Source organism: Candidatus Sulfotelmatobacter sp. (assembly GCA_035498555.1).
Taxonomy (GTDB): Bacteria; Eisenbacteria; RBG-16-71-46; order RBG-16-71-46; family RBG-16-71-46; genus DATKAB01.
The window spans coordinates 1-22578 of sequence record DATKAB010000022.1; the positions used below are offsets into that span (position 1 = coordinate 1).

Consider the following 22578-nt stretch of genomic DNA (forward strand, 5'->3'; position numbering starts at 1 on the left):
CCAAAAACACATCTCTCTGCTAAGCCGATGAGGCGACGTATAGGGAGTGACACCTGCCCGGTGCCGGAAGGTTAAAGAGAGGGGTCAGGCGCAAGCCAAAGCTCTGAACTGAAGCCCCGGTAAACGGCGGCCGTAACTATAACGGTCCTAAGGTTAGTCATCGCTAGCCTTAGTAAAACCGAACCATATGCGGGAAAGCCCTCGAACAGCCGTTCTGTACTCGTCCGCGCAATGCGGGCAGTAAAAATCAGACGGACATGGGGGTAATCCGCAGGGAAGGCCCTGTTGCACAGGGAACCCTCAGAGACTTGACGTTCGGGATCGTCCAATGACACCAGCTCCAGAGTGGATCACTGGCTTCGTGGGCGGTGAAGGCTGCTTCCATGTCGGAGTCAATCACAATTCCGGCATGAGATGTGGCGATCAGGTTCTGCCTGAATTCACCGTCGTGCAACACGAGCGTGATGTGAAGGCGTTACTCGCGCTTCGAGACTTTTTCGAATGCGGAGTGGTTCGAACGAATCACGCCGAACGAAAAGCGTATCGGGTGCGAGGACTGGATCATCTGGTCCAGCGCATCATTCCATTCTTCGAGCGGCACCCGCTTCAGACCAGCAAGCGCCAGGACTTCGAGTTGTTTCGGAGCGTGGTCTTGATGATGAAAGTGGGGCTTCACCTGCGAGTAGATGGCATTGGAGCAATCAGAGCCATCGCGAGCCGGATGAATCGAGGACGATCAAGGTAAAGTCCGGCCCTCTGGGAAACCTTAGGGAAGATCCGAGCGAAATTCCTTGTCGGGTAAGTTCCGACCTGCACGAATGGTGTAACGACTTGACTGCTGTCTCCTGCAACTGCTCGGCGAAACTGTAGCAGCGGTGAAGATGCCGCTTACCCGCGACTGGACAGAAAGACCCCATGCACCTTTACTATAACCTGATATTGGGTTCTGAATTTTCATGTGTAGGATAGGTGGGAGGCTTTGAAGCGGGAGCGCTAGCTCTCGTGGAGCCAACCTTGAAATACCACCCTTGAAACTTCGGGATTCTAACCCTGAGCCGTCATCCGGCCACGGAACAGTGTCAGGCGGGTAGTTTAACTGGGGCGGTTGCCTCCCAAAAGGTAACGGAGGCGCCCAAAGGTTCCCTCAGCGCGGTTGGTAATCGCGCGTGGAGTGCAATGGCACAAGGGAGCTTAACTGCGAGACGGACAGGTCGAGCAGATGCGAAAGCAGGGCATAGTGATCCGGTGGTTCTGTGTGGAAAGGCCATCGCTTAACGGATAAAAGGTACGCTGGGGATAACAGGCTGATCCTGCCCGAGAGTTCACATCGACGGCGGGGTTTGGCACCTCGATGTCGGCTCATCGCATCCTGGGGCTGGAGAAGGTCCCAAGGGTTGGGCTGTTCGCCCATTAAAGCGGTACGTGAGCTGGGTTCAGAACGTCGTGAGACAGTTCGGTCCCTATCCATCGTGGGCGTAGGATCCTTGCGGGGAGTTGCTCCTAGTACGAGAGGACCGGAGCGAACGAACCTCTAGTGTGCCGGCTGTTCTGCCAAGGGCACTGCCGGGTAGCTATGTTCGGATGTGATAAGCGCTGAAAGCCTCTAAGCGCGAAACACACCCTAAGATGAGGGATCCCGTGGCGTATGCCACCTCAAGGCTCGTCGGAGATTACGACGTCGATAGGCGGGAGGTGTAAGGCCTGCAAGGGCTTCAGCCGACCCGTACTAATCAGCCGTGCGGCTTGGCCGGTTTTTCTTGGGCGCTTCGACTGGTGCCCAGCGTCTTGTTTCGATTGTCACTGATTTTGGGGTGGCAACGGCGGAGGGGAAACACCTCTTCCCATTCCGAACAGAGAAGTTAAGCCCTCCCGCGCCAATGGTACTGCCCGGGAAACTGGGTGGGAGAGTAGGTCGCCGCCCCTTTTTTCGATCGGGCGCCTCGCCTTCGGGCGGGGCGCCCGCTTCGCTTTGGGGTCTCCCTCCGGGGCCTCGCACCTCGCCGCCTTCCTCGCAGCTCGCCCGCCTGGCCGCCCCCCGGCGGTTCGTCTTGGTTCAGCCATGCCGCCCGGCTGTCCCGCCGGGGGCACCCCCTCCTGGACGGCCCTAACCGGGAGGAGCACGGCGCGGGCCCTCAATTCCAAGGGCCGCTTCACCTTGCCCGGCATCCGATCCAATGCTGGTCGTCCGGCACGGCGCCTGCCTTTTGCACCCTGGAAAGGCCTGCGTCCCGCGGCGTCACCGCGGCGCGGGCGTCGGGAGGTGCTCGAGACCCATGCGCTGGCTCCGGTGGTTCCTGTTCGCCGTGACACTCGTGCTTCCGGCCACTCGGGCCGGCGCCCAGGACGCGCCCCGCGTTCTGATCGAGCTCCAGCGCACGGACGATCGCATTGCCCAGGCTCAGAGCATTGTGACCGGCTCGGGGAACGCCCAGGCGAAGATGGCTCTCGATCAGGCGGTCAGCCTGCAGACCGAAGCGCGTCGCGTGTACGAATCATCGCAGTTCGGGCTGGCCCTCAGGCTGACACTCGACGCCCGAACGCGCGCCGACGTGGCGATCGCCAACGCGCAGGGGCTCCCGGACCCCGACCGCGTCGGCACGCAGGTCCAGCGCAGCCGCCAGCTGCTGGAGCGTGCTCGCGATCGCATCGAAGAGTGCGCCGACGATCGCGCCCGCTCGCTCTTCCAGGGCGCGATGGATCTGCAGGAGCGCGCCGAGGCCGCCCAGGGGAGCGGCCGTTATCTCGCCGCCCTGCGTCTCACCATGAGTGCCCGAGAGCGTGGCTGGCGCGCGCTGCGCCTCTGCAACATCCCCGAGGACATCGGCCCCGCCGCCGAGCGCGCGCTCGAGCGCACCGACGCCGTGCTCGATCGCGCCCGGCTCTCGGTGACCGAACACCCGAACGATCGCGCTCGGGCCGCATTGAGCCAGGCCGAGGACATTCAGCGCCGCGCCTCAGACGAATTGCGGGCCGGAAACGATGATGCCTGTCTGCGCCTGACGCAATCGGCGCGTACCGCGGCGTTCCGGGCCCTGCGGCTCTCGGGCGTAAAACTCTAGGATTCGCTCCGCCGGCCGCGGCGATGTCCCCCGATTTCCGCCGACGAACGCCCGGGGCGGCGTGCGCCGCCCTCGCGTTCCTGGTTCCGTTCCTGGGCGCACCGGCGTGGGCGCAGGGTGACCCTCCGGCCGCGCCTCCCGACACGCGCGACACGCGCTTCGAGCTGGGCGGCAGCACCGACTACACGAACGAGATCTACTATCTCGACGCGCTCGTCGACACCACCTTCCTCAAGCCGCAAAGATTCGACACCCCTCAATCGCGCTTCGCGGCCGTCGCCCTCGCCGCGGTGAGCGGCACTCGGGGCCTTCGGACGATGGCCTACTCGCTCACCAACGAAGTCGCGTACGGCGATCTGCTGCGGCGCGCCACTCTGAACGGCACCTGGCAGAGCCGGTTCGCCCGCGACTGGAGCCTGTTCGTCACCCCGGGTGCCGAGTATCGCTGGGACCGCACCCTGGGGCGCGATCTCGAGGAGAGCCGCGCCGGCGGCACGATGCGGGTACGACACGACTGGCCGGATCGATCGCTCGGCGCCGAGCTGGGTATGCTTGGCGAGTGGCTCCACACCACGGGCGGCGACTCGCGGTACCTGCTCGATCGAAACGTCGCCGGTCTGCTCGCCGCGATCGATCACACCGCGCTCGCCGGCGGCGACTGGCGGCTCGACTACCTGCTGCACGTCCGCCAGTTCCCCGATTCCGCCGCGCGCAATCACTTCGAACATGATACCGAGCTGCATACGCACTGGCCGCTGCCGGGGGGAAGCTCGCTCGAGCTCGGTGCCGAGGCGGTGCGACGCGTCACCCTGCAGCCGGCGCCGAGCAGCGCGGACAATTTTTGGCTGGGGCGCGTGGGCGGCGATCTCATCGCGCTCGGACTCGGCCGATGGTCGTGGCCGACCCATCTCGAGGTCGAGACCCAGCGGTACGACGTCCAGGACAGTCTGCTCTACTTCGACTATCGGCTGGCTCGCGCGCAGACCGGCGTGCGATTCAGTCCTCGGGGCGGCTGGAGCCTGGGGATCGGGCCCCGCGCGGAATGGCTCTCGGCCCAGCTCAATCCCGGCGAGTCCTATCGGGAGTTCGCCGGGCTCGTTCAATTCGACCGATTCGCGTCGCGTTCGTTGTGGACCCTGTCGGGGGCGGGAGGTCGTCGCTCGTTCTCCGCGACCTCGCTCGAAGACGGCGCATCGGTCAGCCTCCACACCGACTATGATTTCGTGGAATTGGACCTGTTCGGGGATCAGACCGTCGCTCGTCTGTGGCGTGTTCGCGTGCTGGCCGACGCTCGGGTCGAGCGGCACGACGAGCCGATCGAAAACGGGACCAGCCTTTACTTCTCATTCGACGTGCGTAGACTCTTCTGAATCGTCGATCTTCCGGAGGTGATCGAACCGCATGTCTTCGCGCCGAGGGGTGGTTCTGCTGGTCATCGCGCTGAGCGCGGTGGGTTTCCTGCTGCTCGTGGTGTCGCTTCGGATGCGCCGGCCGGCCTATGCGTCATCGGCCACGGTGCTGGTATGGGACGTGCCCGCGACGATCGGGGAGGACCAGCCGCCGCCCGGGCCGTTCTCCCCGAGATTCTGGCGTCGTCCGCGAATGACGGTGTTCGACGTGCTGGAGACGCTGCGCGCCGCACGAGACGACGACCACGTCAAGGCGCTCGTGCTTCACGTCCGCGGCATCAACTGGGGTTGGGCCAAGGTCTGCGAAGTGCGCGACGCGCTACGGGAGTTCCGCCAGAGCGGAAAGCCGGTGTACGCGAGCATCGAAGGCGGCGGCGAACCCGAATACCTGCTGGCCAGCGGCTCCTCGCGAATCGGCATGCCCCCGGCGGCGTCGCTCGAGCTCGACGGGCTGCGTGCCTCCGCGCTGTTCCTGCGCGGGACGTTCGACAAGCTCGGCGTGCGGCCCAATTTCCTGAGCGTCGGCCGCTTCAAATCGGCGGTGGAGAGCTACACCCGGACCGGAATGTCCGACCCGGCCCGCGAATCCATGACCGCGTTGCTCGGCGATACCTACGACACCTTCCTCACATCGCTGGCCGCGGATCGCCATGCGTCCTCGGACTCGGTGCGGGCCTGGATGGATCGGGGCCCGTTCACGGCCGAAGGCGCGCGCGCCCTCGAGCTGGTGGATTCCGTGCTCTACACCGCGGACCTCGATTCCCTGGCGATGCGGCGAGCGGGTCGCGGCGCGAGCCTGCTCAAATTTCCGCGCTATGCCAGCGGCCTTGGGGAGGGCGGCGCCGGCCCGCATCTCGCCATCGTCACCGTCTCGGGCGACATCGGCTCGGGCCGCAGCCGCAGCTCGCCGACCGGCGGCATCGTCGCCGGCTCCGAGACCATCATCGAAGCGCTCCAGCGCGCGCGCACGCGGCGCTCGATTCGCGCGGTGGTGCTGCGTATCGACAGCCCTGGCGGCGACGCCGACGCCGCCGATGCCATGTGGCACGAGGTGTGGCGGCTCGCTCGCGCGAAGCCGCTGGTGGTGAGCATGTCCGACCTCGCCGCATCGGGCGGCTACTACATCGCCGTGCCCGCGCAGACCATCGTGGCCGAGCCGACGACGATCACCGGCTCGATCGGCGTGTTCGGCGGAAAGTTCAACGTGCTCGGCCTCTATCAGAAGCTCGGCATGAACATCGAGACCGTGGTCACCGGACCGCGCGCCGAGATGCTGTCGCCTTTCAAAGATTTCAGCCCCGAGGAAGAACGCATCTACGCGAACCAGATGCAGGGGACCTATCACCGATTCCTGAAGCTGGTGAGCGACGGGCGGCACATGCCGGTCGCCGCGGTCGATTCGGTCGCCCAGGGCCATGTTTGGAGCGGCGCGCGCGCGGTGCGACTCGGACTCGCGGATCAGCTGGGTGGCCTCGAGGTGGCGATCGACGTGGCCCGGAAGAAGGCCGGAATACCGAAGGACGCGGACGTGGTCATCGAGCGACTGCCCGAACTCGAACCGTCGTTCTTTCAGCGGTTCCTCGGCGATTTCTTCGCCGACGACGATGCCGATGAGGCGAATGCCAGCGCTCTGATCGACGCGCTTGCGCCGTTGCGCCAGCTGGGCACCGCGGCGTTCGCCTCCCGCGGCGCCATCTGGACGCTGATGCCGTACGCCATCGTGATTCGCTGAACGAATCGGGCGGACCTCCCGCGAGATCCGCCCGTTCCTATTCCAGCTTCGAGCGGCGCTTCGCCGCCCGCGATCACTTCGGCTTGAAGGTCGTCTTGATGTAGGCGATCAGATCCTCGATCTGCTGGGGCTTGAGCTGTCCGGTCTTTCCCCACGCGACCATTCCGGAGGGAGCCTTGCCGTTCGTGATGCAATCCCGGAGGTAGGCGTCCACGTTCTTGCGCTTGGGGTCCGCCCAGGTCTTGGGATCCTTCCAGTTCGGAGTGGGGTTCCCGGTCAGCTTGACGCCGCCGGTTCCATCCACCTTGTGACACGCGATGCACTTGGAAGTGAAGATCGGCTTGGCGTTGGCGGGGTTGCCGGCAGGCGGTGCCTTCGGCGCGTCCCCCGAAGCCTGAAAGGCCGAGAAAGCGGCCAGAATCGAGGCGAGAATCGCGAGCGCGGCGACACGGCGTAGCGCTCCGTTTGCGGTCATCCATCTTCTCCTTTCGAGTCGGATGTTGCGGCGGGGAGCCCCACCGCCTGGGCAGGGTGAGGCGACACACTACGGGCGGGCTTCACGGTGGTCAAACGTCTGGAGGGATCTCGGTTCGACGGGTCTTGACCCGGGGAAAAACGAGGTGATAGCGTCCGCTGTCCCTTCACCTTACGTCACGTCGCGAGGCCCTTCTTTCCCTGCGCGGCGCAGTGCCGCCGGCCCGGGCGGATTTCTCTCACGGGGAGGTGCCGGTTGAAGGAGTACGCGACGTCACAGATTCGAAACGTTGCGCTGGTCGCGCACCATGGCGTCGGCAAGACTACGCTCGCCGAGGCCATGCTGTTCCTCGCCAAAGCCACGAACCGGCTGGGTAGGATCAGTGAGGGCACGACCCTGCTCGATTACGCCGCCGACGAGGTCCAGCGCCAGATCACCATCAATCTGAGCCTCGCCCAGTTCGAGTGGGCCGGCCACAAGGTCAACCTGCTCGACACCCCCGGCTATGCCGACTTCGTCGGCGACGTCCACAGCGCCCTGAGAGTCGCGGACGCGGCCATTCTCATGATCCGCGCGAACGCTGGCGCCGAGGTCGGCACCGAGGTGGTGTGGGAGATCCTCAAGCACGAAAAGTCGCCCACGCTGATGGTGGTCAACATGATGGACAAGGAGCACGCCGACTTTCTCGGCGCCATCAAGTCGACGCGCGAGCGGCTGGGCATCAACGCCGTCCCCGCGCAGCTGCCGATCGGGCAGGCCGAGAATTTCCGCGGCATCGTCGACCTGATCGAGGGCAAGGCCTACACCTTCGCCGGCAAGGGCATGGACGCCAGGAGCCAGGAAGTGCCGGTGCCCGAGGACATGAAGGCGCAGATCGAGGCGGCGCGCAGTCAGCTGATGGAGGACGCGGCGACCGCCGACGAGACGCTGATGGAGAAATTCCTCGGCGAGGGCTCGCTCACGGTCGAGGAGATCCGTCACGGACTGTGCGAGCGCGTGGTGCAGGGCGATCTGGTCCCGGTGTTCTGTTGCTCGGCGTTCAACAACCACGGCGTGAAGGAAATCCTCGACGAAGTCGCCGACGTGCTGCCTTCGCCACTCGACGTGGCGCCCGAGCAGGGCGAGATGGCCGACGGCAAGACCGCGACCTGCAAGCCCGAAGCCGCCGAACCGTTCGCGGGCATCGTGTTCAAGACCCTTTCCGAGCAGCATCTCGGCGATCTGTCGCTGATCCGGATCTTCTCCGGTCATCTCGAGCCGGGTCGCGAGCTGGTGAACACCTCGCGGAACCGGGCGGAAAAGGTCGGAACGCTCTATCACCTGGTCGGCAAGGAACGAAACGAGTGCAAGGCCGCCGCGGCCGGCGACATCGTCGCGGCGGTGAAACTCCGCGAGACCCATACCGGCGATACGCTCGCCGACAAGGCACGCCCGCTCAAGCTGCGCATGCCGCTCTTCCCGAACCCGGTGACCGCCGAGTGCGTTCACTCCAAGAACAAGGGTGACGAGGAAAAGATGGCCCAGGGCCTCTCGCGACTGCACGAAGAGGATCCCACCTTCAGTCGCCACTACGAGACCAGCACCCACGAAACCCTGATTACGGGAATGGGCGATCTCCAGCTCGAGGTCATGGTGGATCGCCTCAAGCGCCGCTTCGGCGTGGAGGTGCTCCTCACCAAGCCGCACGTGCCCTACCGCGAAACCATCAAGGGCAAGGCGCAAGGCGAATACCGCCACAAGAAGCAGAGCGGCGGCCGGGGCCAGTTCGGCGAGGTGCATTTGAGGCTCGAACCGCTGAAGCGCGGCGACGGCTTCAAGTTCCTCGACGAGATCAAGGGCGGCGTGGTGCCGAATCAGTACATCCCGGCGGTGGAGAAGGGCGTGGTGGCGGCGATGGAGCGGGGTCCGCTGGCCGGCTATCCGGTAGTGGACCTCCAGGTGGCGCTGTTCTTCGGCAAGCACCACGACGTGGATTCGTCGGAAATGGCGTTCAAGATCGCCGCCGAGACTTGCTTCCACGAGGTGATGCAGAAACCCGAGGCACGAGCCGTTCTGCTCGAGCCGGTGCACGAGATCACGGTGCGGGTTCCCGAGGAGTTCCTGGGCGACGTGATGGGCGATCTTTCGTCACGCCGTGGAAAGATCCTCGGCACCGAGGCCGACGGGCACTACCAGCAGATCCGCGCGATGGCGCCGCTCGCCGAGCTCTACAAGTACGCGGCGCACCTTCGCTCGCTCACTCAGGGGCGGGGGATGCACTCGGCGAAGCACGACCGATACGAAGAGGTCCCTCGAGAAATCGCCGACAAGGTGATCGCCGCGGCGAAAGCCGAGAAGGAGGCCGGCGCCCACACCGCGTGAGGCGTCGGCCGAATCCGCGTGCGCGTCCTGGGACTGGACCCCGGCAGCCGGCGCACCGGCTTCGGCGTCGTGGAGGGAAGCGGCAATCGCTTCCGGAGCCTGTATCATGGGCACGTGTCGCCGGGTGCGAAGCTCGACCTTCCGCACCGGCTGCACGCCATCGTTCGGCGCGTGGGAGAGATCATGGACGAATTCGCCCCCGACTGCGTGGCGGTCGAAGAAGCCTTCTATCACGAGAGCGTGCGCTCGACGCTGGTGCTCGGCCACGTCCGCGGCGCGCTGCTGGTGGCGGCGGTCGCGCGCGACCTGCCACTCGCCGAGTACACGCCCCGCGAGGTGAAGCTCAGCGTTGCCGGCAACGGTGGCGCTTCCAAGGAGCAGGTCGGCTTCATGGTGCGCCGGCTGCTCGCGGTCGAAGGCGCCCTTCAGCCCGACGCCGCCGACGCGCTGGCGGTGGCGCTCTGCCACCAGCACCGCGCCCGGCTCCGGGCGCCGGCGCGTGCGGCCAGCGCCGCGGCGCGCACGCTCGAGGCGCTGCTCGCGCGCCGGAGGGCGACGTGATCGCTTCGCTTCGCGGCGTGCTCGCCGAGAAGGCGCCCGGCTACTGCGTGGTGGATGCGGGGGGCGTCGGCTATCTGGTCAGCGTTTCCACGTTCACCGCCTCGTCGTTGCCGCCGGTCGGCAGCACCGTGGCGCTTCGCACCCGGCAGATCGTGCGCGAAGACGCTCTGATGCTGTTCGGATTTTCCGAGTCCCAGGAACTCAAGCTGTTCGATCAGCTGATCACGGTGAGTGGCGTGGGTCCGAAGCTGGCGATGGCCGTGCTGTCGGGGCTTCGCCCCGAGGCGCTGGCTCGAGCGATCCGCGACGAGAATCTTGGCATGCTGGTGGCGATCCCCGGCATCGGCCGCCGCACCGCGGAGCGCATGGTGGTGGAGCTGCGCGACCGCATCGAGGCGCCGGCCGGCCAGCGCGAGGCGAGCGTACTGCCGCGCGCCGAGAAGTTGCGTGACGCCGTCGCGGCGCTGACCCGGCTCGGGTACACTTCGGCGCAGGCCGAGGAGGCGCTGCGCGAGGTGGGCGGCGGCAGCGACGAGCCATCGCTCGAGGATCTCGTTCGCCGCGCACTCGCGCGGCTCGGAAAGGCCGCGGTCGGCGCGCGCTAGCTCGAGGACAGGGAGGACCCCGTGAACCCAGCCCGTCAGGACGACCGTCGAACTTCACGCCTTCCGGCCGCCTCGCGCTTCTCGGACCCCGAGCCGCAGCCGGGAGAGCGCCAGGAGGAGTCCCGCCTCCGGCCACCCGCGCTGACCGAGTTCGTAGGCCAGCCCGGCGTGCGCGAGCAGCTCCGCATCTTCCTCGAGGCGGCGCGCCGCCGCGGCGAAGCGATGGACCACATCCTGTTCCACGGGCCGCCGGGGCTCGGCAAGACCACGCTGGCGGGCATCGTGGCCCACGAGCTGGGCGTCGAGATCACCCACACCTCGGGGCCGGTGATCGAGCGGCCGGGAGATCTTGCCGGGCTGCTCACCAACGTCGGTCCGCGCGGCGTGCTGTTCGTGGACGAAATTCATCGCCTGAGCCCGGTGGTCGAGGAATACCTCTACCCCGCGCTCGAGGACTTCACGCTCGACATCATGCTGGATCGCGGCCCGAGCGCCCGTTCGCTCAAGATCCACCTCGACCGTTTCACGCTGATCGGCGCGACCACGCGCTCGGGTCTGCTCTCGTCGCCGCTGCGGGCGCGTTTTGGCTTGACGCTGCGCCTCGACTACTACGGTGCCGAGGACCTGGCCACGATCGTTCGGCGTTCGGCGGGCATTCTCGAAACCCCGCTCGACGACGCCGCCGCCACCGAGATCGCGCGCCGCGCGCGCGGCACGCCGCGAGTTGCCAACCGTCTGCTGCGGCGGGTGCGCGACGTGGCGCTGGTCCGCTCGGATGGCCGCGTCACGCTGGACGTGACGCGTGATGCACTCCGTCTCCTCGAAGTGGACGAGCGCGGGCTCGACGAAATGGATCGCCGGCTGCTCGAGGCGCTGATCGTCAAGTACCAGGGTGGCCCGGTCGGTCTCAGCACGCTGGCCGTGGTGGTGGGCGAGGAGGCCACCACGCTCGAGGACGTATACGAGCCCTTCCTGGTTCAGGAGGGACTCGTCAAGCGCACGCCGCGCGGGCGCATGGCGACCATGCTCGCCTACTCCCATCTCGGAATGATTCCGCCCGACTCGCTGGTGCGCGACGCCGTCCGTCCCTCCGGCTCGCAATCGGAGCTCCCGCTCTCCTGAGGCTCGCCGATCTCGACTACGAGCTGCCCGAGGAGCTGATCGCGCAGGAGCCGCCGCCCCGCCGCGATGAGGCGCGCCTGCTGGTCGTGGATCGAGAGCGCGGCTCGCTCCACGACTCGCGCATTGCGGATCTCGCGCGGTGGCTCTCGGCCGGCGATGTGCTGGCGCTCAACGAGACGCGTGTCCGCCCGGCCCGCCTGCGGTTGCGCCGGCCGACCGGCGGGGCGGTCGAGTGCCTGTTCGTGCGCCCCGATCCTTCGGGGGGCTGGCGTGTGCTCGCGCGTCCGGCCCGCAACGCGCGAATCGGGGAGCGGCTCACCGGCGAATCCGGTGACCTTGTAGTCGAGGTGGCGCAGGCGGGGGCGGCGGGAGAGCGCGTGGTGAGGATCGTCGCCGGCGATCTCGACGCGGCGATGCGCGCGCACGGCGAGGTCCCGCTGCCGCCCTACATCCACCGCGCGGCGAACCCCAGCGACGCCGAGCGCTACCAGACGGTGTTCGCGCGCGTGGACGGCGCCGTGGCGGCCCCCACCGCCGGCCTCCATTTCACGCCCGAGCTGCTCGCGGCTCTGGCGGCGTCGGGGATCGAATCCGTCCCGCTGGTGCTCCACGTCGGGCCCGGCACCTTCCGGCCGATCACCGCGCAGGATCCGAGTCGGCACGCCATGGACGAGGAGTGGTTCGAGCTGAGCGAGGCCTCGGCCGCGCGCCTGCGTGCCGCGCGCGACCGCGGCCATCGCCGGGTGGCGGTGGGAACCACCGTGGTGCGCGCGCTCGAGTCGTGCTGCGATCTCGCCGGCGGAAGGCTCGGCGCGGGCTCGGGCTGGACGCGCAAGTTCATCCTGCCGCCCTATCACTTCCAGGCCGTGGACGCCCTGCTCACCAACTTCCATCTGCCCCGCACGACCCTGCTGCTGCTGGTCGCGGCGTTCGCGGGCGAGGAGCTGCTGCGCCGCGCCTACGCCCACGCGGTGGAGCAACGCTATCGCTTCTACTCCTACGGTGACGCGATGCTGGTGCGGTGAGGCGTGACCGGCCCGATCAGAGCGGCGGATTGCCGTGTTTCTTGAAGGGCAGCTGCTGGCGTTTCTGGCGCAGCATCTCGAGCGCGGCGACGAGACGCGGCCGGGTTTCCTGCGGCTCGATGACGTCGTCGAGATAACCCATCTCGGCGGCCGCCCACGGGCTCGCAAAGCGATCGTTGTATTCCTCGACCAGGCGGCTGCGCTCGGCGGCGGGATCCCTGGCGCGCGAAAGCTCGTCGCGATAGAGGATGTTGACCGCGCCGTCCGCGCCCATCACCGCCATCTCGGCGCTCGGCCAGGCGACATTGAAGTCGCCGCGAATGTGCTTGCTCGACATGACGTCGTAGGCTCCGCCGTAGGCCTTCCGCACCACCACGGTGAGCTTGGGGACAGTGGCCTCGCAGTAGGCATAGAGCAGCTTTGCGCCGTGGCGGATGATGCCGCCCCATTCCTGTCGCGTGCCGGGCAGGAATCCGGGCACGTCTTCGAAGGTCACCAACGGGATGTTGAAGGCGTCGCAGAAGCGGACGAATCGCGCTCCCTTGACCGACGAGTCGATGTCGAGCACGCCGGCCAGCACCGCCGGTTGATTGCCGACGATCCCGACCGGCCGGCCGTTCAGCCGGGCGAACCCGACGATCAGGTTCGGCGCGAAATGGGCGTGGACCTCGAAGAAATCTCCGTCGTCCACCACCCGTCTCACCAGGTCCTTCATGTCGTAGGGCTTGTCGGGCGATTCGGGAACCAGCGTCGCGAGCTCGGGATCGCGACGATCCGCCGGATCGCTGCAGGAGCGCCGCGGCGGCTCTTCCTGATTGTTGGAAGGGATGAAGGAAAGCAGGCGCTTGATGTGACGGATCCCGTCGGCATCGTCCGCGGCCGCGAAATGGGCCACCCCACTCTTCGCATTGTGCGTCATCGCGCCGCCCAGCTCCTCGAAGCTGACCTCTTCCGAGGTGACGGCTTTGATCACTTCGGGCCCGGTCACGAACATGTAGCTCGTGCCTTCGACCATGATGGTGAAGTCGGTGATGGCGGGGGAGTAGACCGCGCCGCCCGCGCACGGGCCCATGATCGCGGAAATCTGCGGCACCACTCCGGAAGCCAGGGTGTTGCGCAAGAACACGTCGGCGTAGGCCCCCAGCGACACCACGCCCTCCTGGATGCGCGCGCCGCCCGAATCGTTGAGGCCCACGACTGGCGCGCCGTTGTCCATGGCCAGGTCCATGATCGCGCAGATCTTCCGGCCGTTGGCCTCGCTCATGGTGCCGCCGAAGACTGTGAAGTCCTGGGCGAAGCAGTAGATCAAGCGGCCGTCGACCGTGCCCCATCCCGCCACCACTCCGTCGCCGATGATGCGTTTCGCGTCCATGCCGAACTCGCGCGCGCGATGGGTGACGTGCGTGCCGACCTCGACAAACGAGCCGGCGTCGAGCAGCAGCTCGAGACGCTCGCGGGCGGTGAGACAGCCGCGCGCGTGGATCTTCGCCACCCGCTCGGCACCGCCTCCGGCCAGTGCCTCGGCGCGGCGCCGCCTCAACTCTTCGAGCCGCTGGCTGCGGTTCATGCGCGTCCGTCCTCCGGTTCGAGACGGCGCAGCGTAGGGAGCGCTCCGCGGCCGGTCAAGCCACCGGCTCGTTGCGGATTGCAATGGCGTGCCGGCGGGACCGCGCGCACGGGCGCTGAGCGTTCGATTCCCAGTTGCCGATAACTCTCGCATCCATCCAGAAGCCATGGCTGGCCTTGTCACCGGAGGGATCGGATCCCATGCCCGGATGGGCGAATGGCGTGCTTTTCGCGGTGCTCCTCTGCGGGCTGGTGGACTTCGTGAAGCTCCTGATGGAGTTGCTGGGGCGGAGCGAGGAGCGCCATTTCGCGTCCGATCCGTCGCTGGTCACCGCCGTGATCGCGAGCCGGAACGGCGAGAAGGACCTGCCCGCCACCATCTCGCAACTGAAACACCTGGTGCCGCCGGAGAGGATCCTGGTGGTGGATGACGCCAGCACCGACCAGACCTCGGCGGTGGCGGCCGGCTTCGGCTGCCAGGTGCATCGTTTCGAGAAGAGCAAGGGCAAGGCGTCGGCGATTCATTACGCGGTCTACAGGGTCAAGACGCCGTACACGCTGTTGCTCGACGACGACACGAGGCTCGGTGGTGCGCGCCTCCCGACTTCGCTGCTGTCGCGCGACGGCTTCGATGCCGTCGCCTTCCACGTCCTGCCGGACCGCCGCAATCGTGACGGTTCTCGCGGCAACGGTTTCCTCGGCAGCCTGCAGCGCTACGAGTACGGCAAGAGCATGGAGATCGGCAAACGCTTCCACGACGTGACGCATTCGGTGAGCTGCGTGTCCGGGGCGGTGGGGCTGTTTCGCACCGAGGACCTGAATCAGTTCCACCACGAGCACACCGGTGTGTTCCAGGGCGAGGATCTGCAGCGCACCATCATCCACCTGCTCCATCACGGTCGCATCGTGTTCGCGAACGAACCGGTGTGGACCGTCGCGCCGGCGACGCTATCGACCTGGGTCAAGCAGCGCCTGACCGGCTGGTACCCGGGGATGTATCACCAGTTCGGCAACTTCATTCGCCTGATCGTGGCGCCGGGTGTCGCGTGGCGCCTGCGCTACGAGATGGCCTACAACGTGTTCACGCTGGTGAGCGATCCGTTCAAGACCTGGTCGATCATCCTGATCGCCATCACGCCGGGGCTGTGGTGGTGGGGAGCAGGGGTCTACCTCCTTTACCTGCTGTTCGAGATCTACCCCTACACCAACGTGCGGATGCCCGGCACCGAGAAGCGGGCGTCGCTGCTGGTTCTGCTCGCCTACCCACTGTACGGAGTGCTCAACACCCTCATGCGGACCGCCGCGTTGTTCGTGTGGTTCTGGTTCCGATTCATCACCGGCACCATGCGCCCTCGCCGGGGCCCGGAGGATCGGATCGAATGAGGCGCTTGCGGCTCTTCACGATCCTGGCCGGCGCGCTGCTGCTCGGCGCCCCTCCCGTTCGCGCCGAACGACCGCCGGTGGTGGGCGGCCAGTACCGCTACTGGGTGTTCAGCGACCACAACAACATGCAGGACTGGCTCGCGTACTGGGTGCCGGGGCCTTTCCACGTCCAGCTCGAGTACTGGAACCGCGACAATGGCCCCGACCAGTTCCGGCCCGAAATCGGATTCCACTTCCGTGATCGGCGGCGTTCGGTCTACACGGTTCAATGGGCTCACCAGCCCGACCAGGACCGCTACTGGCTCATGACCGATCAGGTGGTCTCGAACCACGTCGTGGCCCGTGCCGAGTTGAGCCCGATCGTGACCACGGATGCGACCCTGTGGGTGCAGGGGATCGGCGGCGACTATTACTGGGGTTCCTACAATTTCGCCTCGATCACCCTCTACCACGACCCGCGCGGCAGCGATCTCTACGTGCTCCCGATGCGGGTGCGGTTCGCCAACGAGCAGAACGACTGGCTCCAGTTCACGCTCGCTCCGGCCACCGAGCGCACCATCGGCTGGGCGGTGGACGTGAAGAAGGGATGGGTGCGGGCGGGCATCGAGCGCAACGACCGCTACGATTTCACCAACGTCGACAACCTCATCTTCACGATCGGATTCGAGGCCGAGGTTCCGGCGCTCAAGTGAGTCGCAACGCCCGAGACGCCGCGTCACCGATGCCGGTCGGCCCTCTGCGCCCGGTCTTGAGCCGGCATGATCATTCCGGCACGACAAACTCACGCCCGGCTAAACTCGAAGGGCCGTATCGGACACTTTGCTGTTGACGCGGAGCGCTCGCTCGCGGAACTTGGCAGGTGTGCTCGGGCCGCCGGAAGATTCTGGCCGCCTGGTCGCCCGGTAACTCAGCAGTGCACCCCGCGTTCGGAGGCCCACCCTCATGCGACTCCGCTACCGCCTTGCCATCACGCTCTCGCTGCTGACGCTCTCGCTGGGAACCATGGCCGCCCACGCGGCCAAGCCGCTGCCCCCGGCAGAGCCGCTGTCGCCCGAGTCGGTCCAGCAGTTCCAGCTCGGCCACGGCACGTCCACGAACGCTGCGTGCGTGCTCGGCGTCACCGATCCGCCCGCGTGGATCGTGAACTACCTGGCGCCGCCCGACGACGCCTACTTCAACCTCGTCAACCCGGCGAACTGCGCCTGCGCGACGGGGGCGGTGCAGCTCAACGACATCCAGATCTATCTCAATTTCCAGGCAGCCTGCAGCCAGCCGGTGCAGATCTCGGTGGTGGGAGCGACCGGCGCATCGGGCTGCTTCCGGCCCGATCCCAGCAATTATCTGTGCCCGCCGCTCAACTACAACCTGGCGCCGGGGGCCGCCGGCAACTACATCTTCACGCTGCCTCTGCCCACCGGCTGCTGCATCAATGGTCCGGCGTTCATCGGCATCAACTTCATCGCCCCGGGCGCCGGGTGCAACACCAGCTCGACGCAGCCCCGGCTCGTGACCACCAACATCTGCAATCCGTGCGTGAGCTACAACGTCTATCCGAGCGGATTCGACGACCTGTGCGTGGACATCGGCTTCCCGGGCAACGTCGCGATGTTCGCCGACGCCGACTGCTGCGGCGCGACGCCGAGTCACTCCGACACCTGGGGCCGCGTGAAGGTGCTCTACCGCTAGCGCCACCGGGTTCCCTCCGACGCCGCCGGGCCCGCCGCCCGGCGGCGTTTCTTCGTGGCGCCCTGGAAGCCGGCCTCGCGATTCAATCCTCGGGTCATGCTCCGAAGATTGCGGTTGGCCGGCAGAAACCCAAGCCGTTCCACAGGTTCCGGCGACTCACATCGAAAATCGGGCCAGGAGCTTGCGGCGCAACCGTCAGACTCCTGCCCACTGCAATCTTCGGAGCACGACTCAGTCCTCGCCGGCCCGCGTGCTAACCTGCGTGATCCAGCCGTGCGGACGCGCCGCGCGCGGCACGCGCCACTCACAGGAGCGATCATGGCGGAAGGCTCGATTCTCGAACGCATCCAGGGCGACATGGCTCCGGCCATGAAGGCCAAGGATGCCGACACGCTCAGCACCCTGCGCATGCTGAAGGCCGCGCTGATGGAAGCGAAGACCAAGAAGCCCCGCGAAGCCGTGCTGTCGTCCGACGAGGAAGTCGAGGTGCTGCAGCGCTACGTTAAGAAGCGGCGCGAAACCATCGAAGAGCTGCAGAAGGCCGGGCGCGCCGATCTGGTGGCGCGTGAAGAACAGGAGATCGCGGTGACGCGACGCTACCTGCCGCAAATGATGAGCGAGGACGACCTGCGCTCGCTGGTGAAGCAGACGGTGGAGAAACTGGGGGCGGCGGGACCGAAGGCCATGGGGCAGGTGATGGGTGTGGTGATGGCCCAGGTCAAGGGGCGCGCCGAAGGCGGCACCGTGTCACGGCTGGTCAAGGAGGCTCTCGGCGGGTGAGGTCGAATCGGCCGGCGCTGGGGGAAGGCTCTCGGGCGCCGCATGCGACCACGGCCACCACCAGTGCGAGGGCGCCTCGGGCACCGCGCCGATCGCGGCCCGGTACTGCTCGTCGCTCAGAAACCCGCGCCCGTGCATGCGTGAAGCGATGATGCGCACGCGCCGCTCGATGCGGGGCGGTGGCGACAGCACCGAATAGCGTCGTGGATTGATGATCACGGCCGCGAGCAACACCGCCTGCCGCGGGCTGAGTTCGGCCGCCGGCACTCCGAAGTAGCGCTGCGCCGCGGATTCGGCGCCGAAGATCCCGTCGCCCCATTCGATCCGATTGAGGTAGAGCTCGAAGATCCTGCGTTTGGTGAGGGCGCGCTCGAGGCGCACGGCGAGCAGCGCCTCTTCCAGCTTCCGCGTCAGCGATCGTCGGCCGTCGAGGAACAGGTTCTTCGCGAGCTGCTGGGTGATCGTGCTGCCGCCCCGAATCACACGTCCTTTCTCGAGATTGGTCCGCGCGGCGTGCCGGATCTCGTTCCAGTCGAGCCCATCGTGGCTGTAGAACGCGTCGTCCTCGGCAATCAGCACCGCGCGGCGCAGCAGCGGCGAGATGCGATCGTAGGGGACGATCCGCGCGTCGGGGTCCCAGGGCTTGCCCGCGTCGCGTGCCTCGCTCTCGCGCTGGCGCATCAGCGCGGTGCGCGCCGGCGTCAGCCGTGCGAGGCTGGCAACGTCGAAGCGCGCGACCTCCCACGCCGCCCAGACGGTGCACGCAACCGCGACGGCGAGGAGGAGCAGCGCCGGCAGCAGGAAGCGGCGCACCGGCGTCAGCGCGCGGCGCCGCCCACCACCACCAGCGTGATGTCGTCGCTCTGGCTGGCCGCGGCGCGGAAGTGGCCGAGCTCGTCGAGCAGCAGGTCCAGCACTTCACCGGTCGGGCGGGCGCCGTGCTCCTTCCACAGCCGCTCGAGCCGTTCCTCGCCGAACTCGGCACCGGCCGGATCCAGCGCCTCCGAGACTCCGTCGCTGTAGAGCAGGAGCGCGTCGCCCGAGCGGAACGACGTCTCGCCCTGGGCGAAAGCGGTGTCCTCGAACAGACCGAGCGGGAGGCCGCCGGTCTTCAGAAGCTCGATCGAGCCGTCGGCGCGGCGGAGCATCGGATAGTTGTGGCCGGCGTTGCTGTAGCGCAGGCGTCCGAGTTCGAGGTCCAGCTCGGCATAGAACAACGTGATGAACTTGCCGTTCCGCGCCGCGCGCGCCACGCTGCGATTCAGGTGACTCATGGCATCGGGGATCGGCCAGCGGCCGTCGCAGAACGCGCGCAGCGAGGCCTGGACGCTCGACATCAGCAGCGCCGCCGGCACGCCCTTCCCCGACACGTCGGCGATCGCCACCGCCACGCGCCCATCGGGCAGCGCGTAGTAGTTGAAGGCGTCGCCGCCGACGATGCGCGCCGGCTCGATCCGACCGGCGGCTTCCCATCCGCCCGCCTTGAGCGGCCAGCGCGGCACCAGGCCCATCTGGATGTCGCGCGCCTGCTTCAATTCCTGCTCCATGCGCCGGTTCAACTCTTCGAGCCGCTGGCGCTCCACCGACTCGGCGCGCAGTCGAGCCTGCTCGAGCACGCTCGCCGAGCTGTTGGCGACGATCGTCAGCAGCTGGATCTCGTTCGGCATCCACTGCCGGCCCGGCTCGTTGTGGGTGACCGCCAGCATGCCGGTCATGCGCCCGCTGAGCCGCAGCGGAACGGCAAGCAAGGCGCGGATCCGGTTGTTGCCGCCGCGGAGCCCGGGAAAGCGCGGATCGTCGTGCAGGTCCGAGGTGGCGAGGACGTCGCCCTGCAAACTCAGGTAGCCCTCGACGCTCAGACTCACCGCCGCCGGCCACGAGCCCGACTCGGTGCCGCGCGAGCGGCGGCGGACCTTGGTCTTCATCGGATCGCCGGCGGTCTCGGGGTCGGGCAGGCGGATCGTGCCCTCATCGGCCGAGAGCAGGGAGGTGGTTTCGCGGACGATCCAGTCGAGGATCGGCTGCAGTTCGTTGGTGGACGCCACCACCTGACTCAACTTCGAGAGGAAGTCGAGCTCGGCCATGAGCATCTGGATGTTAGGAACGACGGCTGGTGAAGCGGAGTCCATCGAACGCCCCGAGGGTCAGAACGACGCGCCAGGGGATGATTCTAGGAAGCCACGGGAATCGACTCAAGCCGCGGGTCCCAAAGCGTGTTTCCCTTGTCGGCGCTCCGCCCCCTTCCTATACTCCCGCGCCACCTTCGGTGCGTGGCACCTCAAAGCGGGCGCCGCGCCGAGGCCACAGCGAACCTGGAATTCGACATGACCACCGCCACCGCACCCGCTTACAAGAACCTGCAGATCGAGCGCCGCGAGGCGGTCACCATCCTGACCGTTCATCGCCCCGAAGTGCTGAACGCTTTGAACCGCGAGACCCTTGGCGAGATCGAGGATTGCGCGACACGGTTCCGCGAGGACGCTTCGCAGGGCGCTCTGGTCGTCACTGGCGCCGGCGAGAAGAGCTTCATCTCGGGCGCCGACATCAACGAGCTGGCGGTGCTCGATCCGCGCGGGGCGGAGGACATCTCGCGCTTCGGCCAGCGCGTGCTCGACCTGCTCGACACCGCGACCAAGCCGGTGATCGCCGCGGTCAACGGCTACGCGTTCGGCGGCGGCTGCGAGCTGGCGCTGGCCTGCCATATGCGCCTGGCGTCCGAGAACGCGGTGATCGGGCTGCCCGAGGTGAGCCTCGGCATCATTCCGGGGTACGGCGGCACGCAACGTCTACCGCGGCTGGTGGGGCGCGGGCGTGCGCTCGAGCTGATCCTGACCGGCCGGCGCGTCAAGGCCGAGGAGGCGGAGAGGATCGGCCTGGTCAATTGCGTGGTGCCGCGCGAGAAGCTGCTCGACGAAGCGATCGCGCTGGCCCGGGCGATCCTCAAGAACGGACCGCTGGCGGTGGAAGCGGTGCTCGAATCGGTGCATCGCGGCGCGAGCCTGCCACTCGCCGACGCGCTGCGCTTCGAGAGCGGATTCTTCGGAATCCTCGCGGCCAGCGAAGACATGCACGAGGGCCTGAACGCCTTCCTCGAGAAGCGCCCCGCGCAGTTCAAGCGCAAGTAGATGAGCTCCATGTTGCTGTCCGACTCGATCGCGATGCTGGTTTCCACGCTGCTCGGAACCCTGGTGGGCTTCGAGCGGCAGATGGGACGCAAGCCGGCCGGGCTCCGCACGCACGTGCTGGTCTGCCTCGGCTCCACCATGTTCACGCTGCTCACGGTTCACGCGGCCCGTGAGTTCGGCGGTCCGAGCATGGACCCCACTCGTATCGTGCACGGGGTGATCACCGGCGTCGGCTTCCTCGGCGCCGGCAGCATCCTCCGCCAGGAGGGTTACGTGCACGGGCTCACCACCGCGGCCAGCATCTGGATGGTGGCGGCGATCGGCACCACGGTCGGTTGCCACGCCTACGGGCTCGCCGTGGTGGGAACGATCCTCGCGCTGATCGTGCTCGAAGTGTTCCGCTGGCTCGAGCGGTTCCTGTCGCAGGGCGACGAGGGGAATGGCTAGGCCGGCACCGTTCTGACGCGTGAAGCTGATCGTGCTCAAGTAACCGCCGCCCGCAAGAGCGAACGGGCCGGGCGATCGCCCGGCCCATTTGCTTTGGGCCCGCGCCGACTTGCCCGGCCGCGTGGCAGGAGTATGCTCTATCGAAGAACCCTGCCCCGCCTGGATGGCTGCGATGTCACGCCCATCGATTTTCTCCTGGACGGCGGCGGGGATTTTGTTTTTCGCCGCGACCCCGCTGTTGGCGGACGGCCTCGACTCGAGCGAGCCGAGCGCGATGCGCCGCGCCTCGGTCGAGATCGTGCCGAGCCCGGTCTCGGGCGAGACCACGTACGTCGGCTTCTCACCGAATTTCGCGGGCTCGAACTACTGGAGCATCGGGCCGGGGCACTTCCGTCCGGGCTCGTCCAATCCCAATGACTACGGCTACTGGGGCTGGGACAACGATGCGGTGCACAACAATCTTGCCACAGTGCACGGCGACTCGCTGTTCGGCTGGTGGCCGTACCGCGAGCTGCTGAACGACACCGGGGGCCTGACGCTCACCGACGATCAACGGCCGTGGTGGGCGCTGGACTACGGGAATGTCGCCAACTACGCGATCAACCAGGGCGCGGGGTCGAAGCGCACGACCGGCGTGGTCGGGGTGTGGCACCGGGATCCCGGGACCAATGGCTCGGACGGGGTGGGCTGGACGCCACTGTCGGGGAGCTACTCGCTGTGGTGCGGGCTGAGGCGGGAGAGCGATGTGAGCCAGATCGATCCGGTGACGGGGAACGCCTACAACGGGACGGTGCTGGCGAACGACGCGATCGGGGTGGGAGCGGGAGGGGCGCTCGGGGGGACCAACGTAAAGTGGCCGGGCTACGGCGGGCAGTGGGATCAGCTGGCGTACCGGGACGTGGACGTGTCGAGCGCCTCGACCATCCAGCTCCGCTTCAAGTATCGGACGAACCTGTCGACCGGGTACTCGAACTCGGCGGCGACGCGAACCGGCTGGTTCGACAAGGACCCATTGAGCCCGCTCGCGCCCAACAACTTCATCAGCGCAAGCGCGGCGGGAAGTGCGGCGCCGATCGACTCGTTCATGGTGTACGTGGGGGCGCCGGTGAGCACCAGCTTCGTCGGCTCGGACGGGCTCGCCCACAGCGTGTTCGACCCACAGAGGCGCTGGTTCTCGGAGACGATTCGTGTGAACGAGCCGGGCATCCCGTACCGGGAACTCTTCACGACCTACGGCGACCA

Annotated in this window: 19 protein-coding genes and 2 rRNA genes; 17 read left to right on the forward strand and 4 right to left on the reverse strand. The window is 67.1% G+C overall.

All coding sequences use genetic code 11. The features are described from left to right. From VMJ70_02315 to sppA, 5 genes are all read left to right on the forward strand, one after another. Nucleotides 1-1751: ribosomal RNA gene (locus VMJ70_02315) — 23S ribosomal RNA — on the forward strand; the annotation flags it as partial. 56 nt (nucleotides 1752-1807) lie between these two features. Further along, nucleotides 1808-1924 (forward strand): 5S ribosomal RNA (gene rrf / locus VMJ70_02320). A gap of 349 nt (nucleotides 1925-2273) precedes the next feature. Then, nucleotides 2274-3059, forward strand: coding sequence for a hypothetical protein (locus VMJ70_02325; protein HTO89942.1), 786 nt, complete (start codon nucleotides 2274-2276; stop codon nucleotides 3057-3059). A 23-nt stretch (nucleotides 3060-3082) separates the two neighbouring features. After that, nucleotides 3083-4429, forward strand: a complete 1347-nt coding sequence (locus tag VMJ70_02330; GenBank protein HTO89943.1) for a hypothetical protein — start codon at nucleotides 3083-3085, stop codon at nucleotides 4427-4429. A 31-nt stretch (nucleotides 4430-4460) separates the two neighbouring features. Beyond that, nucleotides 4461-6200: a signal peptide peptidase SppA gene (gene sppA / locus VMJ70_02335; GenBank protein HTO89944.1), complete on the forward strand. Its 1740-nt coding sequence runs from the start codon at nucleotides 4461-4463 to the stop codon at nucleotides 6198-6200. Nucleotides 6201-6273: 73 nt separating this feature from the next. Here sppA and VMJ70_02340 read toward each other — a convergent pair whose 3' ends face one another. Beyond that, entirely contained in the window at nucleotides 6274-6675 is a 402-nt protein-coding gene (locus tag VMJ70_02340) for a c-type cytochrome (protein HTO89945.1), read from the reverse strand. 255 nt (nucleotides 6676-6930) lie between these two features. On the opposite strand from VMJ70_02340, the gene fusA reads away from it, so the two are divergent. From fusA to queA, 5 genes are read left to right on the forward strand one after another with little or no spacing between them, the layout of a single operon-like run. Beyond that, a complete protein-coding gene (fusA, locus tag VMJ70_02345; GenBank protein HTO89946.1) occupies nucleotides 6931-9036 on the forward strand; it encodes an elongation factor G in 2106 nt (701 codons plus the stop codon). 18 nt (nucleotides 9037-9054) lie between these two features. After that, a complete protein-coding gene (gene ruvC / locus VMJ70_02350; GenBank protein ID HTO89947.1) occupies nucleotides 9055-9597 on the forward strand; it encodes a crossover junction endodeoxyribonuclease RuvC in 543 nt (180 codons plus the stop codon). Then, nucleotides 9594-10202: a Holliday junction branch migration protein RuvA gene (gene ruvA / locus VMJ70_02355; protein HTO89948.1), complete on the forward strand. Its 609-nt coding sequence runs from the start codon at nucleotides 9594-9596 to the stop codon at nucleotides 10200-10202. The genes ruvC and ruvA overlap by 4 nt, the downstream gene beginning before the upstream one ends. Nucleotides 10203-10223: 21 nt before the next feature. Beyond that, nucleotides 10224-11324: a Holliday junction branch migration DNA helicase RuvB gene (ruvB, locus tag VMJ70_02360; GenBank protein HTO89949.1), complete on the forward strand. Its 1101-nt coding sequence runs from the start codon at nucleotides 10224-10226 to the stop codon at nucleotides 11322-11324. Next, nucleotides 11321-12349 (forward strand): tRNA preQ1(34) S-adenosylmethionine ribosyltransferase-isomerase QueA, encoded by a 1029-nt coding sequence (gene queA, locus VMJ70_02365; GenBank protein HTO89950.1) that lies wholly within the window; start codon nucleotides 11321-11323, stop codon nucleotides 12347-12349. The genes ruvB and queA overlap by 4 nt, the downstream gene beginning before the upstream one ends. 16 nt (nucleotides 12350-12365) lie before the next feature. Here the strand turns inward: queA and VMJ70_02370 are convergent, their stop codons facing one another. After that, the gene (locus tag VMJ70_02370) at nucleotides 12366-13916 is read right to left on the reverse strand and encodes an acyl-CoA carboxylase subunit beta (GenBank protein HTO89951.1); all 1551 of its coding nucleotides are present in this window, start codon (nucleotides 13914-13916) and stop codon (nucleotides 12366-12368) included. Between the two features lie 200 nt (nucleotides 13917-14116). On the opposite strand from VMJ70_02370, the gene VMJ70_02375 reads away from it, so the two are divergent. From VMJ70_02375 to VMJ70_02390, 4 genes are all read left to right on the forward strand, one after another. Continuing rightward, entirely contained in the window at nucleotides 14117-15298 is a 1182-nt protein-coding gene (locus VMJ70_02375) for a glycosyltransferase (protein HTO89952.1), read from the forward strand. Continuing rightward, a complete protein-coding gene (locus tag VMJ70_02380) occupies nucleotides 15295-15990 on the forward strand; it encodes a hypothetical protein (GenBank protein ID HTO89953.1) in 696 nt (231 codons plus the stop codon). The genes VMJ70_02375 and VMJ70_02380 overlap by 4 nt, the downstream gene beginning before the upstream one ends. 250 nt (nucleotides 15991-16240) lie before the next feature. Continuing rightward, the gene (locus VMJ70_02385; protein HTO89954.1) at nucleotides 16241-16984 is read left to right on the forward strand and encodes a hypothetical protein; all 744 of its coding nucleotides are present in this window, start codon (nucleotides 16241-16243) and stop codon (nucleotides 16982-16984) included. A 318-nt stretch (nucleotides 16985-17302) separates the two neighbouring features. After that, nucleotides 17303-17764 (forward strand): GatB/YqeY domain-containing protein, encoded by a 462-nt coding sequence (locus tag VMJ70_02390; protein HTO89955.1) that lies wholly within the window; start codon nucleotides 17303-17305, stop codon nucleotides 17762-17764. Here the strand turns inward: VMJ70_02390 and mtgA are convergent. Next, complete coding sequence (gene mtgA, locus VMJ70_02395) at nucleotides 17732-18577, reverse strand: monofunctional biosynthetic peptidoglycan transglycosylase (GenBank protein ID HTO89956.1); 846 nt, start codon at nucleotides 18575-18577, stop codon at nucleotides 17732-17734. The two genes, VMJ70_02390 and mtgA, sit on opposite strands and share 33 nt — an antisense overlap. A 5-nt stretch (nucleotides 18578-18582) precedes the next feature. Beyond that, nucleotides 18583-19848, reverse strand: a complete 1266-nt coding sequence (locus VMJ70_02400) for a GAF domain-containing SpoIIE family protein phosphatase (protein HTO89957.1) — start codon at nucleotides 19846-19848, stop codon at nucleotides 18583-18585. A 240-nt stretch (nucleotides 19849-20088) separates the two neighbouring features. On the opposite strand from VMJ70_02400, the gene VMJ70_02405 reads away from it, so the two are divergent. The 3 genes from VMJ70_02405 to VMJ70_02415 form a co-directional block, all read left to right on the forward strand. Continuing rightward, nucleotides 20089-20889, forward strand: coding sequence for an enoyl-CoA hydratase-related protein (locus VMJ70_02405; GenBank protein ID HTO89958.1), 801 nt, complete (start codon nucleotides 20089-20091; stop codon nucleotides 20887-20889). 9 nt (nucleotides 20890-20898) lie between these two features. After that, complete coding sequence (locus tag VMJ70_02410) at nucleotides 20899-21336, forward strand: MgtC/SapB family protein (protein HTO89959.1); 438 nt, start codon at nucleotides 20899-20901, stop codon at nucleotides 21334-21336. A 274-nt stretch (nucleotides 21337-21610) separates the two neighbouring features. Continuing rightward, nucleotides 21611-22578: hypothetical protein (locus VMJ70_02415; GenBank protein ID HTO89960.1), on the forward strand; the 968-nt coding region annotated here is incomplete at its 3' end.

Bases quoted from the DNA above. Each gene is read 5' to 3' on its own strand.
- VMJ70_02325 (HTO89942.1), top strand. From the start codon at position 2,274: ATGCGCTGGCTCCGGTGGTTCCTGTTCGCCGTGACACTCGTGCTTCCG.
- VMJ70_02330 (HTO89943.1), top strand. From the start codon at position 3,083: ATGTCCCCCGATTTCCGCCGACGAACGCCCGGGGCGGCGTGCGCCGCC.
- sppA (HTO89944.1), top strand. From the start codon at position 4,461: ATGTCTTCGCGCCGAGGGGTGGTTCTGCTGGTCATCGCGCTGAGCGCG.
- VMJ70_02340 (HTO89945.1), bottom strand. From the start codon at position 6,675: ATGACCGCAAACGGAGCGCTACGCCGTGTCGCCGCGCTCGCGATTCTC.
- VMJ70_02370 (HTO89951.1), bottom strand. From the start codon at position 13,916: ATGAACCGCAGCCAGCGGCTCGAAGAGTTGAGGCGGCGCCGCGCCGAG.
- VMJ70_02375 (HTO89952.1), top strand. From the start codon at position 14,117: ATGCCCGGATGGGCGAATGGCGTGCTTTTCGCGGTGCTCCTCTGCGGG.
- VMJ70_02380 (HTO89953.1), top strand. From the start codon at position 15,295: ATGAGGCGCTTGCGGCTCTTCACGATCCTGGCCGGCGCGCTGCTGCTC.
- VMJ70_02385 (HTO89954.1), top strand. From the start codon at position 16,241: ATGCGACTCCGCTACCGCCTTGCCATCACGCTCTCGCTGCTGACGCTC.
- VMJ70_02390 (HTO89955.1), top strand. From the start codon at position 17,303: ATGGCGGAAGGCTCGATTCTCGAACGCATCCAGGGCGACATGGCTCCG.
- VMJ70_02400 (HTO89957.1), bottom strand. From the start codon at position 19,848: ATGGCCGAGCTCGACTTCCTCTCGAAGTTGAGTCAGGTGGTGGCGTCC.
- VMJ70_02405 (HTO89958.1), top strand. From the start codon at position 20,089: ATGACCACCGCCACCGCACCCGCTTACAAGAACCTGCAGATCGAGCGC.
- VMJ70_02410 (HTO89959.1), top strand. From the start codon at position 20,899: ATGTTGCTGTCCGACTCGATCGCGATGCTGGTTTCCACGCTGCTCGGA.